This is a genomic window from Amycolatopsis sp. NPDC051372, assembly GCF_040682095.1.
Classification (GTDB): Bacteria; Actinomycetota; Actinomycetes; order Mycobacteriales; family Pseudonocardiaceae; genus Amycolatopsis.
In genome coordinates, this window is sequence record NZ_JBFBAF010000003.1 from 292,174 (window position 1) to 310,023 (window position 17,850).

The following is a 17,850-nucleotide window of genomic DNA, read 5'->3' on the forward strand; positions in this document are numbered from 1 at the left end:
CTTACTTGAGGCTGGCCATGTCACGCACACTGCTCATCACTGGAACCTCCCGTGGCCTCGGTCGCGCGCTCGCGGTCGCGGCGCTCGAGGCCGGCCACCGGGTCGTGGCCACGGCACGCCGCTGCGACGCGGTCGCGGACCTCGTGTCGGCGTACCCCGAATCGGCGCGGGCCATGGCCCTGGACGTGCGGGATCCGGAGGCCGCCGCGGACGCCGTGCAGGCCGCGGTGGACGAGTTCGGCCGGCTCGACGGCGTGATCAACAACGCCGGCTACGCCAACGTCTCCAGCCTCGAGGACACCCCGCTCGCCGACTTCCGCGACCAGGTCGAGACGAACCTCTGGGGCGCGGTCCACGTCAGCCGCGCGGCGCTGCCGGTGTTCCGGAAACAGGGCGCGGGGCACGTCGTGCAGATCTCGTCGGTGAGCGGGCGGCTGGCACCGGCGGCGGGGCTCGGGCCCTACGTCACGGCGAAGTTCGCTCTGGAGGGGTTCTCCGAGGCGCTGGCCCTGGAGACGGCCGGGTTCGGCGTGCGCGTGACGGTGGTCGAGGCGGGGTCGATGGCGACGTCGCTGTACTCGTCGATGGACGCGCCCGAGCCGAGCCCCGCGTACGCGTCCGTGCTGGCGCCGATGCGCACGGCCCACGCCACCGGGCAGGCCCCGGGCGTCGACCCGGTGCGGGCGGCGGCGATGATCCTGAGCGTGTTCGAGCTGACCGACCCGCCGTTGTGGCTGCCGCTTTCAGGCGAGGCCGTGGACTTCATCCGGCCCGCGGAGCAGCGCAAACTCGCGGAGCTGGACCGTTGGGAGGAGCTGAGCCGCTCGGTGGACGCCCATGACTGAGGTTCCGGCCCGAGACGCCGCCGCCACTCGCCGCCGCATCCTCGACGCGGCCATCGAGGAGTTCTCCGACGCCGGGCTCGCGGGCGGGCGCGTCGGCCGCATCGCCGAACGGGCGCGCGCGAACCAGCGCATGATCTACGCGTACTTCGGCAGCAAGGACGGGCTGTTCGAGGCCGTGCTGACGGAGAAGGTGCTGCAGGCGCAGGCCGCGGTGACGTTCGACGCCGAGGACCTGCCGGGGTACGCGTGCCAGGTGTTCGACTTCTACCGCGCCCACCCGCGGATGGTGCGGCTGAACCTGTGGCAGGCGCTCGAACGGCCGGACCTGCTGCCGTCGCTGGCCCCCGTCTCGCGCGCGATGGCCGACAAGGTGGCGGGCATCGCGGCGGCGCAGGCCTCGGGGGCGGTGTCGTCGGCGTTGCCGGCCGCTGCGCTGCTCGATCTGATCCTCGCGTTGACATACGGCAACATCGCGCAGGCCGGGAACGCCGCGTTGTGGACGGATTCGCAGCGGACGGCCTTGGCCACGGCGGTTTCGCGGCTGGTTGCGCGGTGAGCCGGAATTGTCGGTGCCGGGTGAGACCGTGGGCGGATGGAGATTCCTCAGCACTTCTCGCCCGTGGCCGAAAGCACGCGAGAGGCCATCCCCAGGCTCGCCAGTGAGCGCGACACGCTGGTCGCGTTCCTCGACTGGCACCGCGAGACGTTCGCGGTGAAGTGCGCGGGCCTCGGGCAGGACGCCCTATCGACCAAGGCCGTGTCCCCGTCGGGCCTTTCCCTGCACGGCATCCTGCGCCACCTCGCGGGTGTCGAACGCTGGTGGTTCCAACAACAATTCGCCGGCGCCGACGTGCCCCTCCTCCACTACTCCGACGACGACCCCAACCAAGACTTCGACTCTCTCGACGGCGACGTCACCGAGGCAATGGCCTTGTGGCGCACGGAGTGCGCGCGCTCGCGGGAGATCGTCGCGGCGGCTTCCTCGCTGGAGGACCGGGGAACGTCGCTGGTGACCGGTGAGCCGTTCACGTTGCGGTGGTTGCTGGTGCACCAGATCGCGGAGTACGCGCGGCACAACGGCCACGCCGATCTGCTGCGCGAATCCCTCGACGGCACGGTGGGCCACTGACCCGATGCGAGGCTCCGCACAGAAGCGCGGTGGCGGCGAGTCCTGCGTGCGATGCTGGGCGGCATGAGCGTCGATCCTGATTCCGGGTTGTTGTCGCCTGTGCGGGCGGGGACGCCGGTCGAGGCGGTGACCGGGGACAACGCGGTGGTGGGGGCGATGCTGGCGGCCGAGGCGGCGCTGGCGAGGGCGCAGGCGCGGCTGGGGACCGTGCCGGCCGGGGCCGCGGAGGCGATCACCGCGAAGGCCGCCGAGGTGGCGCGGGAGATCGACGTGGTGGCGCTGGCGAAGACGGCGCGTGCGACGGCGAACCCCGTTGTCGGGCTGGTCAAGGAGCTGACGACAGCGGTGGGCGCCGAGCACGCCGACTACGTGCACCGCGGGTCGACGAGTCAGGACATCGTCGACACGGCGTTGATGATCGTCGCGAGGAACACGCTGGAGCTGCTGCGAGACGACCTGGCGACAACCGCGTCGGCGCTTGCGGACCTGGCTCGCGCGCACCGCGACACCGTGATGCCCGGCCGGACGCTGACGGCCCACGCCGTACCGACGACGTTCGGGCTCAAGGCCGCGGGCTGGCGGCAGTACGTGCTCGACGCGGCCGAGCGGGTGCGCCGCCTCGAGCTGCCCGTGTCGCTGGGCGGCGCGGCCGGGACGCTGGCGGCGTACGTCGAGTACGGCGACGGCACCGAGGACTACGCGGAGCGGCTCGTCGAGGCGTTCGCCGAGGAAACCGGCCTGGCCACCACGCCGTTGCCCTGGCACGCGAACCGCACGCCCGTCGCGGATCTCGTGGCCGCGCTGGCCCAAACGGCCACGGCGCTGGGCAAGTTCGCGGTCGACGTCCAGGTGCTCACGCGCACCGAGATCGGCGAGGTCGCGGAGCCCACGGGCGGTGGCTCGTCGGCGATGCCGCACAAGCGCAACCCCGTGCTGTCGGCCCTGATCCGCTCGGCGGCGCTGCAGGTGCCAGTGCTGGCAGCGGGCGTGACGCAGTCCGGGCTAGCCGAGGACGAGCGGTCCGCCGGCGGGTGGCAGGCCGAGTGGCAGCTGCTGCGCGAGTGCCTGCGTCTCACGGGCGGGGCGGCGCACACGGCCGTCGAGCTGGCGCGCGGCCTGGCCGTGGACGCGGAGCGGATGCGGGAGAACGTCGGTCTCACGCACGGGCTGATCGTGTCGGAACGGCTGTCGGCCGCGCTGGCGCCGTTGCTCGGCAAGGCGCGGGCGAAGGACGTGCTCGGCGAAGCGTCGAAGCGGGCGGTAAGCGAGAATCGGCCGCTGCGGGACGTCCTCGCCGAGATCTCCCAGGTCACCGACGTCCTGGACCCGGCGAAGCTCGACGACCTCCTCGACCCCGCCCAGTACACCGGCGCGGCCGGGAAGCTGGTCGACCGCGCCCTCGACGGTGACGGTGACGGTGACGGTGACGGAAAGTAGTCGCGACTTCTGCTGAACCGCTCCGCCCGCCCGCCCGTGTAGGAGGGTGGGAAGCGTTCCTCACGGAACGTGGGGGGTACCGGCAGCTGCGCCTGGCGCGGCGACCACGTACCCAAGGAGAAGTTTCATGCTTCGCAGGTTCCGCACGGGCGTCATCGTCGTCTCGGCGGCCGCAGGGCTCACGCTGCTGAGCGCCTGCTCGGGCACGACCGCTCTACCCACGCCGGTGCCTGGCGGCGGGACCGGGGGCGGTCAAGTCGGCAACGCCGCGGCCGCGACCGAGACGGCCGTCAAACTCGCGGCCACCGACGTCGGTGAGCTGGGCAAAGTCCTCACCGACGGCGACGGCCAGACCCTCTACCGCTTTGACAAGGACACCGCCAAACCGCCGAAGTCCGCGTGCGTCGACGACTGCGCCAAGGCGTGGCCGCCGCTGCTGTCGAAGGGCGACGTGCAGGTCGACGGCGTGGACAAGAGCCTCGTCGGCAGCGTGACCCGCGACGACGGCACCGAGCAGGTGACCGTGAACGGCTGGCCGCTCTACACCTACGCCAAGGACACCACGCCCGGCGACGCCACCGGCCAGGGCGTGAACGGCACCTGGTTCGCGGCCACCCCGCAGGGCGGCAAGGCCGGAAAGTCCACTTCGGACGGTGTGAAACTCAGCGCCGGTGAGGTCAAGGGCGTCGGCGCGGCCGTGGTCGACCAGGACGGCTTCACGCTCTACCTGTTCACCAAGGACAGCAAGAAACCCTCGAAGTCCACTTGCGACGGTGACTGCGCCAAGCTGTGGCCGCCCATGCTGACCAGCGGCGACGTCGCACTCGACGGCATCGACGCCAAGTTGCTCGGCAGCGTCAAGCGCGCCGACGGCACCACACAGGCCACGCTCGGCGGCTGGCCGCTGTACCGGTATTCGAAGGACACCGCGCCCGGCCAGGCCAACGGCATGGGCGTGAAGGGCACGTGGTTCGTGATCGAGCCCAACGGCTGCAAGTCCGGCACCACCAGAAGCACCGGCACCGCCCCGGCCAAGCCGACCACGAGCGCCCCGGCCGCCGGCGCTTCGAGCGACCCGTACAGCTACTGACTCCAGACCCGGCGCCGCGCCCCGACAGCGCGTCGTCAGGACAACCGGCCGCGGGCGACGGAAGGAGCGGCAGTTCCCGAACACACCGAAGGCCCGGCAACTGCGGGAGTTGCCGGGCCTTCGGGTGTTCTAGTGCGCCAGGCCGGGACCGCGCTTGTCGCGGGGCTGGATCTCCCGGGTGGACCCGGCGTGGTCGTCGTCCTCGACCCGCTCGATCACGCTCGTCTGGGCCCCATCCGCCGTGATCGGCTCCACGTCCTCGTCCGGCAGCCGCACCTTGCGGCGCGCCGGCGCCATCGCGATCACCAGACCCAGCACGGCGATGCCGAGGTGCAGCCAGTTGTCCGGCGTCGTGAGGTCCAGCGGGTTGCCGGCGACGGCGAACGGGTTGGCCGCGACCATGCCGGTGATCATCAGGCCCCACACGAACAGCACGCCGTAGCCGAAGAAGAGCAGCCAGCCGAAGGTCCGCGCGCGGCCGGAGCCGAACGCGAGCAGCAGGCCGAGCGCGCCGGTCACCACGTGCACCAGGTTGTTCATCGGGTTGCCGGAGAACCGCCAAAAGCCGGCTTCGTGGTGCCCGGTGAAGCCCCCGACGCCGGTCCTCGCGAAGCCGATGACGCCGTAGACCAGGAACGCGACGCCCACCAGGGCGGCCAGGACCTGCGCGGGCTGCAGGCCCTCCACCCGGATCCGGGCTCCGTGCGCATGAACCATGACTCCAGTCCTTCCCGTGGTGAGCTGACTCACGCGAAGGAGGTACCCCGTCTTCGCCCGGAGTGAAACGCCGGTGCTTGCCCGCAGGCCCTCGGAGCGTCACCGGATTCGGGCTTGTTCGAGATCAATGCCACAAAAGGCCCCCGATTCGGCAACACCGAACGGGTGATCGGACAAGTCCGGTCATGCGCAAAGTGAACGTCCTCTTCCTCGTGGGGCTGTGCCTGGGGGCACTCGTCGCGCTGGTGCTCGTGGCGGCGGAGCCGGCGCGGCACGTCGTCACCGCGCTCGGTCCGACGCCGATCGCCGCGGCCGGCTCGGAGAGCTCGACCGTTTCCGCGCCTCCGGACACCCCGTCGCCCACGTCGTCCGCCAAAATCCCGCCGGCGCGCAACTCGTCGACGCCCGGTGGCGCCAAGGCCGGCAAGCCGAGCACCCAGGCGCTGTCGGCGCTCGTCCCGCGCGGGCACGTGAGCGCCGTGGTCTACGACCGGACAACGGGGACCACCGCGCTGTCGGTGAACGCGGACCGCACTTACACGTCGGCGTCGCTGGTGAAGCTCATGATCGCCCTGTCCGCCCTGGAGAACGGCACGCCCGCCGGCACCGTGAAGGAAATGCTGTCCCGCAGCGACGACACGACCGCCAGCACGCTCTGGGTCGCCAACGGGGAGACGAAGATCGTCGAAAACGCTATCCGGCGAATAGGCCTCACGAAAACCCACCCGCCCACCAGCCCCGGCCGTTGGGGCGACACGGAGATCACGGCCGGCGACATCACGAAGATCTACCATTTCCTGCTCACCAAAGCTCCCGCCGGCGAACGCACGGCGATCCTCGCCGCCCTGCACGGCGCCACCGAGTTCGGCGCCGACGGTTTCCGCCAGTACTTCGGCATCCCCGATGCCCTTGGCCCCGGCAACTTCGCCGTGAAGCAAGGCTGGTCCTGCTGCCGCCCGACCCGCATGCTCCACACCTCCGGCCTCGTCGGCGACGGCGACCGCTTCATCGTCACCGTCCTCACGGAACAGCCACAGTCCGTCAGCTACGCCACCGCGTCGGCGCAGATCACGTCCGTCGTGAAGAACCTCTTGCCACTGCTGAAATCGTGACCCTCACTCGCCCGTCGCCGACAACGCACCGCGCGCCCCCGACTTCGGCAACGGCCACGGCCGCACGCCTCCGCTGACGTCGACCTGCCGGCCGGCCGCACAAGGCGCGGGAATGCGCGCGCCGATCCACGCCAGGACGTCGGGCAGTTGCGACTTGAACGTGTTCATGTTGTGGCCCGCGTCCGGCATCCGCCACGAGGAGAAGCGGACCGGGGTTTGGGCGGCGGCGCGGATCTGGTCGATGGCGAAGCTCTCGTAGCTCTCCTTGTCCCCGGAGATCGCCAGGATGTCCACAGGGGACGGATGCAGGCGCACGTTCACGCGGACGTTGTTGGCGTCGTCGATGTCGTGGCGGCCGTGGAAGAGGTCTTCGGTTTCGGAGTCCACCTGGGCGCGGTCGTAGCCGCTGACGCTGACGGCTTGGGCGAACCATTGCGGGTGGCGCGTCACGAGGTTCATGGCGCAGTAGCCGCCCGAGGACCAGCCCGCGATGGTCCACGCGCCGCGCGCCGGGTTGAGGCCGAGGCGCTGGATGGCCCACTCGCGGACGTCGGCGGAGAGGTAGGTGTCGTTGGGGGTGCCGCCGACCTCGTCGACGCACTCGGTGTCGTGGCCGACCTTCGGCACGCCCGTCGGGTCGGGGATCACGACGACGGTGGGCGGCAGCACGTGCTTGGCGATCGCCGCGTCGAGCTGTTCGGGCAGGTGGTAGCCGCTGGTGGCCACTTCGGGGCCCGACGGGTAGTTCGGGATCCACTCGATCGCCGGGAACTTCAGAGAGCGGTAGGCCAGCTGGAAGTACTGCGGCGGCAGGTACACGGCGACGTCGCGCACAAGTCCGGTGCGCCGGCCGATGACCTTCATGTGCAGCACGGTCCCTTTGCCCTCGCGCGCGTGCACCACGCCGAGGTCGCGCAGCTTGTCGAGGTCCGCGCCGTTGTCGCCGGCCTCGGCGTCGGCGCTTTCGGCCGCGTATACGCCGGTGCCGAGCAGCGAGCCGAGCGTCGGGAAGAAGCCGCCGATGAGGTTGCCGACCAGGGAAACGCTCACCACGATCAGCACCACGGCCGTGAGCACGGTGGCGCTGCGCCCGAGCTGCTTGCGCTTGCGCCACCGGTCCCAGAACCACGGGACGGCCACGACCGCGAGCACGGCCAGCACACCGATCACGATCACTTCGACCGGTGAGTCCAGCCGGATGCTGCTCAGGTGCACGGGAACCCCCTCCTCCGGCGCGCGTCCGGAAGATCGAACCCGCTGTACAAACCCCTGTACAAGAAACGTTCGGCAGGCCACCCCCGTTGTGATCAGGTGAGCGCCGTCACAAGATCAAGAGGGTAGCCCGCCAGGCGTCTCAGCTGCGGTTTCAGGCCTCGAACGCGCCACGGAGAACGCTGATCGCCTGCTTGATCGCGGCGTCGGCGGCCCCGGTCTCGCGCAGCGCGTTGACCATCACGAAGTCGTGGATGGCGCCGGCGTAGCGCGCGGCTGTCACGGCGACGCCCGCGCGGCGCAGCTTCGCCGCGTACGCCTCACCCTCGTCGCGAAGCACGTCGGCCTCGCCGGTGATCACGAGCGCCGGCGGCAGGCCCGCCAGGTCTTCGAGCGACGCACGCAGCGGCGACGCGGTGATCTCGGCCCGCTGGGCCTCGTCGGTCGTGTACTGGTCCCAGAACCACTTCATGGCGTCGCGCTGCAGGAAGTAGCCCGTGGCGAACAGGTGGTAGGACTCAGTGTCGAAGTTCGCGTCGGTGACCGGGTAGAAGAGCACCTGCTGCAGGAAGCGCACGTCGCCGCGCTGCTTGGCCATGATCGTGAGGGCGGCGGTCATGTTCCCGCCGACGGAGTCACCGGCGATGGCGACGCGCGAGGTGTCGAGCCCCTTCTCGGCGCCGTGCTCGACGGCCCACTTCGCGACCGCGTAGTTCTCCTCGATCGCGACGGGGTAGCGCGCCTCGGGCGAAAGGCTGTACTCGGAGAAGACCACGGCCGCGCCGGTGCCGGCGGCGAGCTCGCGGACCAGGCGCTCGTGGGTGTGGAAGCCGCCGAAGACCCAGCCGGCGCCGTGGACGTACACGAGGATCGGCAGCGGACCGGTCACGCCCTGGGGCTTGACGATGCGGACCTCGACGTCGCCGTTCGGGCCACCCGGAACCTGGACGACCTCGATGTCGGCGGGCGGCATCTCGACGGGGCCGTCCTGCACGCCGTCCACGGCCTTGCGACCTTCGGCCGGCGGAAGCTCGAACAGGAACGGGTGCGCGGCCGTGGCCTCGGAAAACGCTTGCGCAGCGGGTTCGAGGGCGAGGTTCTGCGGATTCGGGGTGGTCATCTCGGGTCTCCTCCAGGCGGTGTCCGTTGCCGACCCTCATGAAGTTAGTACACAACTAAATTGCGCACAACTAAACTGAGTCCAATGAGATATAAGGCACTTGAGTTGCTCGTTCGGGCACAACTCGGGGATCATTGAGAGTTACACCTTGCCGAGGAGGTACCCATGACCAGCCAGGATCCCGGTGAGACGGGCTCGCTCCTGCTAGACGACCAGCTCTGCTTCGGGCTGTACTCGGCGTCGCGCGCCGTCACGTCGCTCTACCGGACGCTGCTCGAGCCGCTCGACCTCACGTACCCGCAGTACCTCGTGATGCTGGCGCTGTGGGAGCACGACGCCCAGCAGGTCAAGGAGCTCGGCGCCGCGCTGAACCTCGATTCGGGCACGTTGTCGCCGCTGTTGAAGCGCCTGGAAAAGGCCGGCCTCGTCACGCGCGAGCGCCAGGCCGACGACGAGCGTTCCGTGCGGATCACGCTCACCGACAAGGGCGAGGCGCTGCGCGCGCAGGCCGAGCGGATCCCGCCGCACATCGGCCGCGCGCTGGGCTTCGACCTCGAGACGATCGTCCAGCTGCGCGTCTCGATGGACCAGTTGACGGAATCCGTGAACGCCTATCGGGAGGCCATCACCACGGCTTGATCCGCTTGTCGCGCACCGTGGTTAGCATGGGTGCGACCCGAGCGGTGAGGACGGCGATGATCGAACGAGACGAAGCGCTGCGCGCAGTCGAAGGCAGTCTGGACCGGCCGTCCGCGGCCCGGATCTACGACTACTTCATCGGCGGCAACACGAACTACGCGATCGACCGCGAGTTCGCCGAGAAGGTGCGCGCGCGGCTGCCGCTCATGGGTGACTACTGCCTGACCAGCCGGCAGTTCCTCGGCCGCGCGGTGCGCCAGAGCGTGCGCGCCGGGATTCGGCAGTTCGTGGACATCGGCTCGGGCCTGCCGACGGCGGGCAACGTGCACGAGGTCGCCGACGCCGAGCGCCCGGAGCACGACGTGCACGTGCTCTACATCGACAACGAGCCCGTCGCCCTCGCGCACTCGCAGATCCTGCTCGCCGACACCGCCGACGAGGAACGCCACCAGGCCATCGCCGCGGACCTGCTGCAGCCGGAAGAGCTGTGGGAGCGCGTGATGGACTCGGACGTGATCGACGTGCGCGAGCCCGTCGCGCTGATCGTGAACGCGGTGCTGCACTTCATCAAGGACGACCAGGACCCGGACGGCATCCTGTCCTTCTACCGCGACCGCGTGGCTCCCGGCTCACTGCTGGTGCTCTCGCAGATGACCAACGAGAACCCCGTGGACGACGACGAACGCCAGGCACTGGCCGATCTGCTGGAGTACTACGAGTCCACGACGAACCCCGGCGTTCTGCGCAACCTGGCGGAATTCTCGCGCTTCTTCGGCGGGTGGCCGCTGCTGGAGCCGGGCCTGGTCTACGCGCCGGCGTGGCACCCCGACCGCGACACCGTGTTCGCGAAGGCGCCTTCGGAGTCGCGCGTGATCGGTGGAGTGGCGCGGAAACCATCGCTATGACCGGTTTGTGGGCTGGCCGTGGTGGAGTGAAACCGACCTGGGATCAACCCTGGGTTTGACGCTTCCCGGCTCGCCGCCCGCCAAGCTGGTGCTCACCTTGAGTTCTGCCTGGAGGGGACCACCGTGAGCAACACCGTCAACATCCTCATCGGACTCGTCGTGCTGGCGTGGCTGTGTTGGCGACAGACGCAGAAACGCCTCGTGCGCGAAGACCGCAAACCGACCGTCCTGCTGATCCTCGCCGTGCTCGGCGTGGTGTCTCTCGCGTCGTTCTTCAAGGGCGGCACCCCGGGTACGCCCGCCGTGTTGCTGCTCATCGGCAGCCTGGTCATCGCGGCCCTCTTCGGCCTCGTCCGCGCGTACACCGTCCGCCTCTGGCGCGCCGACGGCCAGCTCTGGCGCCAGGGCACGTGGCTCACCGTCGCCCTGTGGGTGGTCGCCATCGCCATCCACATCGGACTGGACTTCGTGATCGACGCGAACAGCCCGGCGAAGGGCCTCGGGAGCGCTTCGATCCTGCTGTACCTCGCGGTGTCGCTGGGCGCGCAGAGGCTGGTGGTCCAGTCGAGGGCCAACCACGTCGTGGCGGCCTGACGCGATGGCGCGCAAGAGCCCGCAGGAGAAGAAGGCCCTGAGCTACGAGAAGGACCGGCGCAACCACGGAAGGGGATGACCACACCCGAAGCCGCCGCAGAGCGCACCGAGCGGGTGCGGCGGAAGTCGCGTGAGGGCTGACCGTCAGGAAGCCTCCCGCAGCACTTCCAACGCGCTGTACACCGCTTCCCGGCCCAGCTCCACCGCCCGCCGCAACACCGCGGGGTCGCGTTCCAGCGCCCCCACGGCCGGAGAGCCGGCGGGCGGCCGGATGCTCGCCAGGCGCGAATCCTCGCGCAGCAGGCGTTCGTCGTCGAGATCGTGGGTGTACTGCTCCCGCCACGCGTTGACCGTGCCCGGGGCGTGGCGGCGCAAAAACCGCGGCACGACGACGTCCTGCACCCGCGGCGGCGGGGCCGGCAGCTCGTCCGACCGGCGGGTGCGCAAGACCAGCACGTCTGTCGCGCCCTGAGCCAAAGCGGTCCGAAAGGGCAGCGGCTCCGCCACACCCGCGTCGACAAAACGACGGCCGCCCATCGCGATCGGCGGGCCGGCGAGCACGGGCATGCACGACGAGGCCGCCAAGGCGGTCTTGATGTCGGCGACCTCGGAAATGAACGGGTGCAGGTCGGTGGACTCGCCGGTGTCCGCGTCGGTCGCCAAGGGGTGGAACGTGACGGGGTTGGCCAGGATCGCCGGGAAGTCCATGGGCTCCAGCACCGAATACACCTGGTGCACGAGGTAGTCCAGGTCGATCACGGACTTGCCGCGCAGGGCTTGGAGCGGGTTTATGATCCGGCGCATCACCGTGGGGTTCCACCAGGTGCGCACGCCCGTCTGGGAGCGTCCGCAGAGCAGCCACGCGGCATTCAAGGCTCCGGCCGACGAGCCGTAGACCGCGTCGAACGCGGGTGTCGCGCCAATCTCGTCCAGGGCCAGGACCATGCCGCTCGAGTACGTGCCGCGGCTGCTGCCCCCTTCGATCGCGAGCACCAGGCGGCGGTCGTCACTCCGCTCCCCCGGCACGCTGCCCGACGCCAGCCGTTCGTTGATCAGTTCCAGAACCGGGTGCACGATGTCCATCCTGGCCGGTTCACGCCATTCGTCGACCCGATTTGCCCCACCCTGCCGGGTGACCTGCGTTGCAACAGGTTGCACTGCACCTAGTTGCATAGCAACCTGAAGGCCATGGCACTGGAGCACGCGATCCTCGTCTCGCTGTCCGAACGCTCGGGTTCGGGCTACGAGCTCGCGCGCCGCTTCGAGAAGTCGATCGGCCTGTTCTGGAGCGCCACCCACCAGCAGATCTACCGCGTGCTCAAGCGGATGGAAGAGGCCGGCTGGGTGGCGGTCGAGACCGTCGCGCAGGACGGGCGGCCGGACAAAAAGGTGCACACCGTCAGCGCGGCCGGGCAGGCCGAGCTGCGTCGGTGGCTCGCGGAGCCCAACGCATCAGCCGGACCGCAGGAGCTGGCGGTGAAGCTCCGTGGGGCTTCCTTCGGAGACGAAAACGCCGTCGCCGAAGAACTGGCGCGGCACCGCGCGGCCCACGCCGAGCGGCTCGACGCGTACCGCCGGATCGAGAAACGCGACTTCCCCGCACCCACCAGCGGCCGCGCCCTGCACCAATACCTCGTGCTGCGCGGCGGAATCCGGGTCGAAGAAGGCCAGATCGAGTGGCTCGACGAAGTCCTGAACGCGCTCCAATCCGACGAGAAGGACGCCCGATGACGCCCTACCCCCACCTCCTGAAACCGCTCGACCTCGGCTTCACGACCCTGCGCAACCGCGTGCTCATGGGCTCGATGCACACCGGCCTCGAAGACCGCGCGGCCCACTTCCCGCAGCTCGCCGAGTACTACGCCGAGCGGGCCCGCGGTGGCGCCGGCCTGATCGTCACGGGCGGGTTCGCGCCGAACCGCACGGGCTGGCTGCTGCCGTTCGCCTCGAAGCTTTCGACGACGGCGGAAGCGAAAGAGCACCGGCAGCTCACCGCGCCCGTGCACGAGGCCGGCGGCAAGATCGCCCTGCAGATCCTGCACGCGGGCCGCTACTCGTACAACCCGTTGAGCGTCTCCGCGTCGAGCCTCAAGGCGCCGATCAACCCGTTCCGCCCGCGCGCGCTGACCGGCTACGGCGTCCAGCGGACGATCCGCGCGTTCGCCGACTGCGCCGCGCTCGCCCGCGAGGCGGGGTACGACGGCGTCGAGATCATGGGCTCCGAGGGCTACCTGATCAATCAGTTCCTGGCCGAGCGCACCAACAAGCGTACCGACGGCTGGGGCGGCTCCGCCCGGAAGCGCCGCCGGTTCGCGGTGGAGATCGTGCGGCGCACGCGCGAAAAGGTGGGCCCGGACTTCATCATCATCTACCGGCTCTCGATGCTCGACCTCGTCGAAGGCGGGCAGAGCTGGGACGACGTCGTGGCGCTGGCGAAGGAAGTGGAAGCCGCCGGCGCCACCATCATCAACACCGGCATCGGCTGGCACGAGGCGCGCGTGCCGACGATCGTGACGTCGGTGCCGCGCGCCGCGTTCACGTGGGTGACCGGGAAGCTCAAGCCGCACGTGTCGATCCCGGTCGTGACGTCGAACCGCATCAACATGCCGCAGGTTGCCGAAGAGGTGCTGGCGAGCGGCGACGCGGACCTCGTGTCGCTGGCGCGGCCGTTCCTCGCCGACCCGTCGTGGGTCCGCAAGGCGGAGGAAGGCCGCGAGGACGAGATCAACACGTGCATCGCGTGCAACCAGGCCTGCCTCGACCACGCGTTCAGCCGCAAACCCGTGTCGTGCCTGGTCAACCCGCGCGCCGGCCACGAGACGACGCTGGTGCTGTCGCCGACGCGGCGCGCGAAGCACGTGGCCGTGGTCGACGCCGGGCCGGCCGGGCTCGCGGCGGCGACGGCGCTGGGCGAGCGCGGCCACCGCGTCGAGCTGTTCGAGGCGGCCGACGAGATCGGCGGCCAGTTCGGCATCGCGCGCCGGATCCCGGGCAAGGAGGAGTTCGCCGAGACCATCCGCTACTACGCGCGGCGGCTGGAGGTCACGGGTGTGAAGGTGCACCTCGGACGGCGTGCGTCGGCCGAGGATCTCACCGGGTTCGACGAGGTCGTGCTGGCCACTGGCGTCGTGCCGCGGGTGCCGGCGCTCGAGGGGATCGACCATCCCCGGGTGGTGTCCTACGTGGACGTCGTGCGAGGTGGCGCCTCGGTCGGGTCGCGGGTCGCCGTGATCGGGGCCGGCGGGATCGGGGTGGACGTGAGCGAGTTCCTCACGTCCGCGACCTTGACCCGCGACGAGTGGCTGACGGAGTGGGGGGTCACGGATCCCGCGCTCGCTGCCGGCGGCCTCGGAGTGGCGCGGCCTTCACCGTCGCCGCGGACCGTCTACCTGCTGCAACGCAAGAAGACGCCGATCGGGGCGTCGCTGGGCAAGACGTCGGGCTGGGTGCACCGGGCGGCGCTGAAGGCGAAGGGCGTGGAGCGGATCTCCGGCGTCACCTACGAGCGGGTGGACGACGCCGGGCTGCACGTGACCGTCGACGGGAAGCCGCGGCTGCTGGAGGTGGACACGGTGGTGGTCTGTGCCGGTCAGGAGCCCGTGCGCGATCTGGCGGACGCGCTGGGTTCGGCGCCGGTGCACCTCATCGGCGGCGCCGACGTGGCGGCTGAGCTGGACGCGAAACGCGCCATCGACCAGGGCACGCGCCTGGCGGCCACGCTGTAGCCGGGTTGCGGCCACTGGCAGGATGAGCCCCGTGCGAGATGTGTGCGTGATCGGACTCGGGCTCATCGGCGGGTCGCTGCTGCGCGCGAGCGTGGCCGGCGGCAGGACCACGTGGGGCGCCGCGGTGTCCGAAGTGGACGCCGACGCCGCCAGCCGCGCCGGCTACGACGTGACCACCGACGTGGAAGCCGCGCTGCACCGGGCGGAGTCGGCCGAGGCGCTGATCGTGCTCGCCGTGCCGCTGCCGGCCGTCGAGAACCTGTTGCGGCTGGTCGCGCAGCACGCGCCGCACTGTGTGCTCACCGACGTGGTGAGTGTCAAGGGCCCGATGCTAGACGCAGTGCGGCGGCGCGCGCCGTACACGCGCTACGTGGGCGGGCACCCGATGGCGGGCACGGCCGAGTCGGGCTGGCTCGCGGGCAACGCTTCGCTGTTCGAGGGCGCGGCGTGGGTCGTCGGCGTCGAGGAGGACACCGATCTCGAAGCGTGGGCCGAGGTGACCCGGCTGGTGCTCGACGTCGGCGCGTTCGCGGTGCCGCTGCCCGCCGACTCGCACGACGAGACCGTCGCGCGGATCTCGCACCTGCCCCACCTGTTCGCCGCGATCCTGGCCACCATCGGCGCCCAGGGCGGGCCACTCGCGATGTCCCTGGCCGCCGGCTCGTACCGCGACGGCACCCGCGTGGCCGGCTCCAGCCCCGAACTGGTCCGCGCCATGACCGAAGGCAACCGCGACGCGCTGCTGCCCATCGTCGACGAGGCCCTCGGCCGCCTCGGCGCCGCCCGCGGCTCGCTGGCCTCCACCGGCGGCCTGGCCGCCACCATCAAGGCCGGCCACGACGGCGCCCTGGCCTACTCCACCGCCCACGATGCCGCCCGCTCCGGCGTCCGCGTCACCCTCTCCGCCCCGGACGCCCGCGAAGCGCTGATCGGCCTGGGCGAGCGGGGTGGCCGGATCACCGCGTTGGAAGACGGCGTGGCGAGCGGCGAAGTCAACTAACCCAGGGAATTCGCCCGGAGTTGCCGGGGGCGTCCGTTGTGTGACGATGGGGGCGTCAACTCCGGGATTGGGGAGCGAACGAACATGGGCATCAATTTCGACGAGCTCAAGAACAAAGCCACCGAGGCCCTGCGGGACAACAGCGACAAGATCGAGCAGGGCCTCGACAAGGCGGCCGGGTTCGCCAAGTCCAAGACGAGCGGCCACGACTCGCAGATCGACGGCGGCGTCGAGAAGGCCAAGGACTTCCTCGGCAAGCTCGTCGGCACCGACAAGCCCGACGAGGGTCAGCAGCCCCCGCAGCCGCCGCAGCAGTAAGCGGTGGTCAGGTGCGCCGGTGATAGGGCAGGAACCGGCGCACCAGCCGCAGCGGGGCGGTTTCCACGAGGTCCGGACCGCGCACCGCGTCGAACGTCGAGCCGAGCTGGTCGACGACGCCGGAGAGTTGCGCGCTGTCGGGCAGGGGCACCGAGCCCGGCTCACGTTGCTCGCGCACGGCCGCCGCGAGCTCGGCCAAGGCGTCGGTGACCAGTGCGATCTCCGCGGGTGACGGGGCCGGCACGCCGCGGCCGAGCGTCACGGAGACCTCAGTGACGGCGTCCGCCACGCGCTCGAGCCCCGCGATCACCGGCCACCACGCCACGGCGTGCCGGCCCGCGGGTGAGGGCTCCACGATCACCTGCTGGAACGCCGTGCGCAGGTCCGCGAGCGCACGGTAGGCCGCGCGGCGGGAGCGTGAACGGGCCAGGCGGGCCTCTGGGGTCGAGTTGAGGACGAGGGCGGCTTGGACGTAAGCCGCGACCGTGTCGAAGCTGTTCGCCAGCCGGCCGCCGACCCGCGGGCGGCGGGAGCCGGGCCAGAGCAGGTAGCCGATCAGCAGCACGATCACGCAGCCGGTGACGGTGTCCAGCAACCGCGCGAGGACGACCGACCAGCTGCCCGTCTGGGCGAGGTCCATCTGCAGGATGATCAGTGGCGTCACGAAGGTGCCGAGCATGCCGTAGTTGCGCACCTTCCCGATCGCGGCACCGCCCGCGAACAGGGCGATCAGCACCACCAGGACCCAGCCGCGCGCGCCGATGGCGAGCACGATCGCGCCGATGCCGACACCCGCGATCGTGCCCATACCGCGCAGCAGCGCGCGGCCGAAGACCGAGCCGAAGTCGGGTTTCAGCACCACGCCGACCGTCAGCGTGATCCAGTACGAGCGCTCGAACGGCACCATCAGCGCCACGACCTCGGCCACCGCCACGCACACCGTGAGCCGCAGGGCCACCAGCCACGTCAGCGGGCCGGACGCGAGCGAGCCGAACCACTCGCGAAGACGCTGGTACGGCGAGGCGGGAGCACGTCGTTGCCGGTTGTCGCCCTTCTCGATGCGGGCGAGGCCGGCGTAGAGCGCGGACTCGACCGGGTCGAGGTCGTCCTCGGGCATCGGCGGCGGCGCGGGCAGCGGCTGGGTCGCGAGCACGGACGCGGCCGCGCCGGTGAGGTAGTCGATGACCTCGGGCGGCGGCCGGTGCCCGGCGTTGACCATCGCGACGGACGCCTCGACGGCCGGCGTGGTCGCGGACAGCAGGTTCAGCAACTGGCGGTACGCGGCGTCGCGGCCCGAGAGCCACGAGCGCGCGGTGAGCAGCCGGTCGTACGCGGTGCTCATGGCCGTGGTGAGCTGGTTGCGGGCGACGCGCGACGTCGGCTCGTCGGTGGCCGACAGCATCGCGGCGAGCTCGATGTAGACCTGCGCGACGGCGGTGCGTTCAGGGCTTGTGCCGTGGACCGTCCACGTCACCAGCGCCACGAACAGGCTCCAGGCCGCGCCGAGGCAGAAGTAGCCGAACAGCTCTTCGATCTTCAGGCCCGTCGCGTGCTGCGCGGTGCCGAGCACGCAGAAGACGAACATCTGCAGCGCCGCCACCGACGCGTTGCTGCCGGCCGCGCTGATCAGCGCCGACACCGCCGCGATCACCACGATCGCCGGGATCGACCACGCCGGAACCGCGCCCGTAAGCAGGCCGACGAGGTAGCCGCCGGCCGCCGCGAGCGTCGCGCCGCCCAGCCGGCGGGCGCGGTAGCGGTACGGCCCCGCGGCCTCGGACAACACGGCGGGCAACGCGCCGGTGGAGACCAGGGCGCCCACGCCGATGTCGCCGGCCGCGTACGCGACGGCCAGTGGCGTGGCGAGCGCGACGACCGCGCGGGCGACCATGTTCCACGGGACCGGGACCGGTTTCGAGCGGAGGAGCTGGACCAGCCAGTGCGGCGCGGCGAAGTCGGGGCGGCTCACGCACCCATCTTGACCTACGCTGAGCGCCTCGGGTTAAT

At 70.8% G+C, this 17,850-nt stretch carries 18 protein-coding genes; 13 read left to right on the forward strand and 5 right to left on the reverse strand.

Going from position 1 to position 17,850, the window contains the following annotated elements; genetic code table 11:
- Positions 1-17: 17 nt before the first annotated feature.
- From AB0M56_RS07045 to AB0M56_RS07065, 5 genes are all read left to right on the forward strand, one after another.
- Positions 18-845 (forward strand): SDR family NAD(P)-dependent oxidoreductase, encoded by an 828-nt coding sequence (locus AB0M56_RS07045; RefSeq protein WP_364171864.1) that lies wholly within the window; start codon positions 18-20, stop codon positions 843-845.
- Positions 838-1,401, forward strand: a complete 564-nt coding sequence (locus AB0M56_RS07050) for a TetR family transcriptional regulator (RefSeq protein WP_364171865.1) — start codon at positions 838-840, stop codon at positions 1,399-1,401. Before AB0M56_RS07045 ends, AB0M56_RS07050 begins: the two co-directional genes overlap by 8 nt.
- A 36-nt stretch (positions 1,402-1,437) precedes the next feature.
- Complete coding sequence (locus tag AB0M56_RS07055) at positions 1,438-1,974, forward strand: DinB family protein (RefSeq protein WP_364171867.1); 537 nt, start codon at positions 1,438-1,440, stop codon at positions 1,972-1,974.
- Between the two features lie 63 nt (positions 1,975-2,037).
- Positions 2,038-3,411, forward strand: a complete 1,374-nt coding sequence (pcaB, locus tag AB0M56_RS07060; RefSeq protein WP_364171869.1) for a 3-carboxy-cis,cis-muconate cycloisomerase — start codon at positions 2,038-2,040, stop codon at positions 3,409-3,411.
- Positions 3,412-3,538: 127 nt separating this feature from the next.
- On the forward strand, positions 3,539-4,501 hold the full coding sequence (locus tag AB0M56_RS07065; protein WP_364171871.1) for an SCO0930 family lipoprotein: 963 nt from the start codon (positions 3,539-3,541) through the stop codon (positions 4,499-4,501).
- A gap of 129 nt (positions 4,502-4,630) precedes the next feature.
- Here AB0M56_RS07065 and AB0M56_RS07070 read toward each other — a convergent pair whose 3' ends face one another.
- A complete protein-coding gene (locus AB0M56_RS07070; protein WP_364171873.1) occupies positions 4,631-5,218 on the reverse strand; it encodes a DUF4383 domain-containing protein in 588 nt (195 codons plus the stop codon).
- Positions 5,219-5,403: 185 nt separating this feature from the next.
- On the opposite strand from AB0M56_RS07070, the gene AB0M56_RS07075 reads away from it, so the two are divergent.
- Positions 5,404-6,330: a hypothetical protein gene (locus AB0M56_RS07075; RefSeq protein WP_364171874.1), complete on the forward strand. Its 927-nt coding sequence runs from the start codon at positions 5,404-5,406 to the stop codon at positions 6,328-6,330.
- 3 nt (positions 6,331-6,333) lie between these two features.
- Here the strand turns inward: AB0M56_RS07075 and AB0M56_RS07080 are convergent, their stop codons facing one another.
- Together AB0M56_RS07080 and AB0M56_RS07085 are read right to left on the reverse strand one after the other, a co-directional pair.
- Positions 6,334-7,545 (reverse strand): alpha/beta hydrolase-fold protein, encoded by a 1,212-nt coding sequence (locus tag AB0M56_RS07080; RefSeq protein WP_364171876.1) that lies wholly within the window; start codon positions 7,543-7,545, stop codon positions 6,334-6,336.
- A 151-nt stretch (positions 7,546-7,696) separates the two neighbouring features.
- Complete coding sequence (locus tag AB0M56_RS07085; RefSeq protein ID WP_364171878.1) at positions 7,697-8,662, reverse strand: alpha/beta hydrolase; 966 nt, start codon at positions 8,660-8,662, stop codon at positions 7,697-7,699.
- Between the two features lie 165 nt (positions 8,663-8,827).
- Here AB0M56_RS07085 and AB0M56_RS07090 point away from each other — a divergent pair, with 165 nt between their 5' ends.
- From AB0M56_RS07090 to AB0M56_RS07100, 3 genes are all read left to right on the forward strand, one after another.
- Positions 8,828-9,301, forward strand: a complete 474-nt coding sequence (locus AB0M56_RS07090; protein WP_364171880.1) for a MarR family transcriptional regulator — start codon at positions 8,828-8,830, stop codon at positions 9,299-9,301.
- A 56-nt stretch (positions 9,302-9,357) separates the two neighbouring features.
- Positions 9,358-10,206 carry an SAM-dependent methyltransferase gene (locus AB0M56_RS07095; RefSeq protein WP_364171882.1) on the forward strand — a complete coding sequence of 283 codons (849 nt, stop codon included), beginning with the start codon at positions 9,358-9,360 and terminating at the stop codon, positions 10,204-10,206.
- A 123-nt stretch (positions 10,207-10,329) separates the two neighbouring features.
- The gene (locus AB0M56_RS07100) at positions 10,330-10,800 is read left to right on the forward strand and encodes a hypothetical protein (RefSeq protein ID WP_364171884.1); all 471 of its coding nucleotides are present in this window, start codon (positions 10,330-10,332) and stop codon (positions 10,798-10,800) included.
- Between the two features lie 144 nt (positions 10,801-10,944).
- On the opposite strand, the gene AB0M56_RS07105 is transcribed toward AB0M56_RS07100, so the two are convergent.
- On the reverse strand, positions 10,945-11,883 hold the full coding sequence (locus AB0M56_RS07105) for a patatin family protein (RefSeq protein WP_364171885.1): 939 nt from the start codon (positions 11,881-11,883) through the stop codon (positions 10,945-10,947).
- 105 nt (positions 11,884-11,988) lie between these two features.
- Here AB0M56_RS07105 and AB0M56_RS07110 point away from each other — a divergent pair, with 105 nt between their 5' ends.
- The 4 genes from AB0M56_RS07110 to AB0M56_RS07125 all read left to right on the forward strand — a co-directional run bounded on the left by AB0M56_RS07110 (position 11,989) and on the right by AB0M56_RS07125 (position 15,843).
- The gene (locus tag AB0M56_RS07110; RefSeq protein ID WP_364171887.1) at positions 11,989-12,531 is read left to right on the forward strand and encodes a PadR family transcriptional regulator; all 543 of its coding nucleotides are present in this window, start codon (positions 11,989-11,991) and stop codon (positions 12,529-12,531) included.
- Positions 12,528-14,525 carry an NADPH-dependent 2,4-dienoyl-CoA reductase gene (locus tag AB0M56_RS07115; RefSeq protein ID WP_364171889.1) on the forward strand — a complete coding sequence of 666 codons (1,998 nt, stop codon included), beginning with the start codon at positions 12,528-12,530 and terminating at the stop codon, positions 14,523-14,525. Before AB0M56_RS07110 ends, AB0M56_RS07115 begins: the two co-directional genes overlap by 4 nt.
- A 22-nt stretch (positions 14,526-14,547) precedes the next feature.
- Entirely contained in the window at positions 14,548-15,525 is a 978-nt protein-coding gene (locus AB0M56_RS07120) for a prephenate dehydrogenase (protein WP_364171891.1), read from the forward strand.
- Between the two features lie 84 nt (positions 15,526-15,609).
- Positions 15,610-15,843, forward strand: coding sequence for an antitoxin (locus AB0M56_RS07125; protein WP_364171893.1), 234 nt, complete (start codon positions 15,610-15,612; stop codon positions 15,841-15,843).
- A gap of 7 nt (positions 15,844-15,850) precedes the next feature.
- Here the strand turns inward: AB0M56_RS07125 and AB0M56_RS07130 are convergent, their stop codons facing one another.
- Positions 15,851-17,812: an FUSC family protein gene (locus tag AB0M56_RS07130; RefSeq protein ID WP_364171895.1), complete on the reverse strand. Its 1,962-nt coding sequence runs from the start codon at positions 17,810-17,812 to the stop codon at positions 15,851-15,853.
- Positions 17,813-17,850: the final 38 nt, after the last annotated feature.

Coding starts and splice junctions, on each gene's coding strand:
- AB0M56_RS07045 (WP_364171864.1), top strand. CDS start 18: ATGTCACGCACACTGCTCATCACTGGAACCTCCCGTGGCCTCGGTCGC.
- AB0M56_RS07050 (WP_364171865.1), top strand. CDS start 838: ATGACTGAGGTTCCGGCCCGAGACGCCGCCGCCACTCGCCGCCGCATC.
- AB0M56_RS07055 (WP_364171867.1), top strand. CDS start 1,438: ATGGAGATTCCTCAGCACTTCTCGCCCGTGGCCGAAAGCACGCGAGAG.
- pcaB (WP_364171869.1), top strand. CDS start 2,038: ATGAGCGTCGATCCTGATTCCGGGTTGTTGTCGCCTGTGCGGGCGGGG.
- AB0M56_RS07065 (WP_364171871.1), top strand. CDS start 3,539: ATGCTTCGCAGGTTCCGCACGGGCGTCATCGTCGTCTCGGCGGCCGCA.
- AB0M56_RS07070 (WP_364171873.1), bottom strand. CDS start 5,218: ATGGTTCATGCGCACGGAGCCCGGATCCGGGTGGAGGGCCTGCAGCCC.
- AB0M56_RS07075 (WP_364171874.1), top strand. CDS start 5,404: ATGCGCAAAGTGAACGTCCTCTTCCTCGTGGGGCTGTGCCTGGGGGCA.
- AB0M56_RS07085 (WP_364171878.1), bottom strand. CDS start 8,662: ATGACCACCCCGAATCCGCAGAACCTCGCCCTCGAACCCGCTGCGCAA.
- AB0M56_RS07090 (WP_364171880.1), top strand. CDS start 8,828: ATGACCAGCCAGGATCCCGGTGAGACGGGCTCGCTCCTGCTAGACGAC.
- AB0M56_RS07095 (WP_364171882.1), top strand. CDS start 9,358: ATGATCGAACGAGACGAAGCGCTGCGCGCAGTCGAAGGCAGTCTGGAC.
- AB0M56_RS07105 (WP_364171885.1), bottom strand. CDS start 11,883: ATGGACATCGTGCACCCGGTTCTGGAACTGATCAACGAACGGCTGGCG.
- AB0M56_RS07110 (WP_364171887.1), top strand. CDS start 11,989: ATGGCACTGGAGCACGCGATCCTCGTCTCGCTGTCCGAACGCTCGGGT.
- AB0M56_RS07115 (WP_364171889.1), top strand. CDS start 12,528: ATGACGCCCTACCCCCACCTCCTGAAACCGCTCGACCTCGGCTTCACG.
- AB0M56_RS07120 (WP_364171891.1), top strand. CDS start 14,548: ATGAGCCCCGTGCGAGATGTGTGCGTGATCGGACTCGGGCTCATCGGC.
- AB0M56_RS07125 (WP_364171893.1), top strand. CDS start 15,610: ATGGGCATCAATTTCGACGAGCTCAAGAACAAAGCCACCGAGGCCCTG.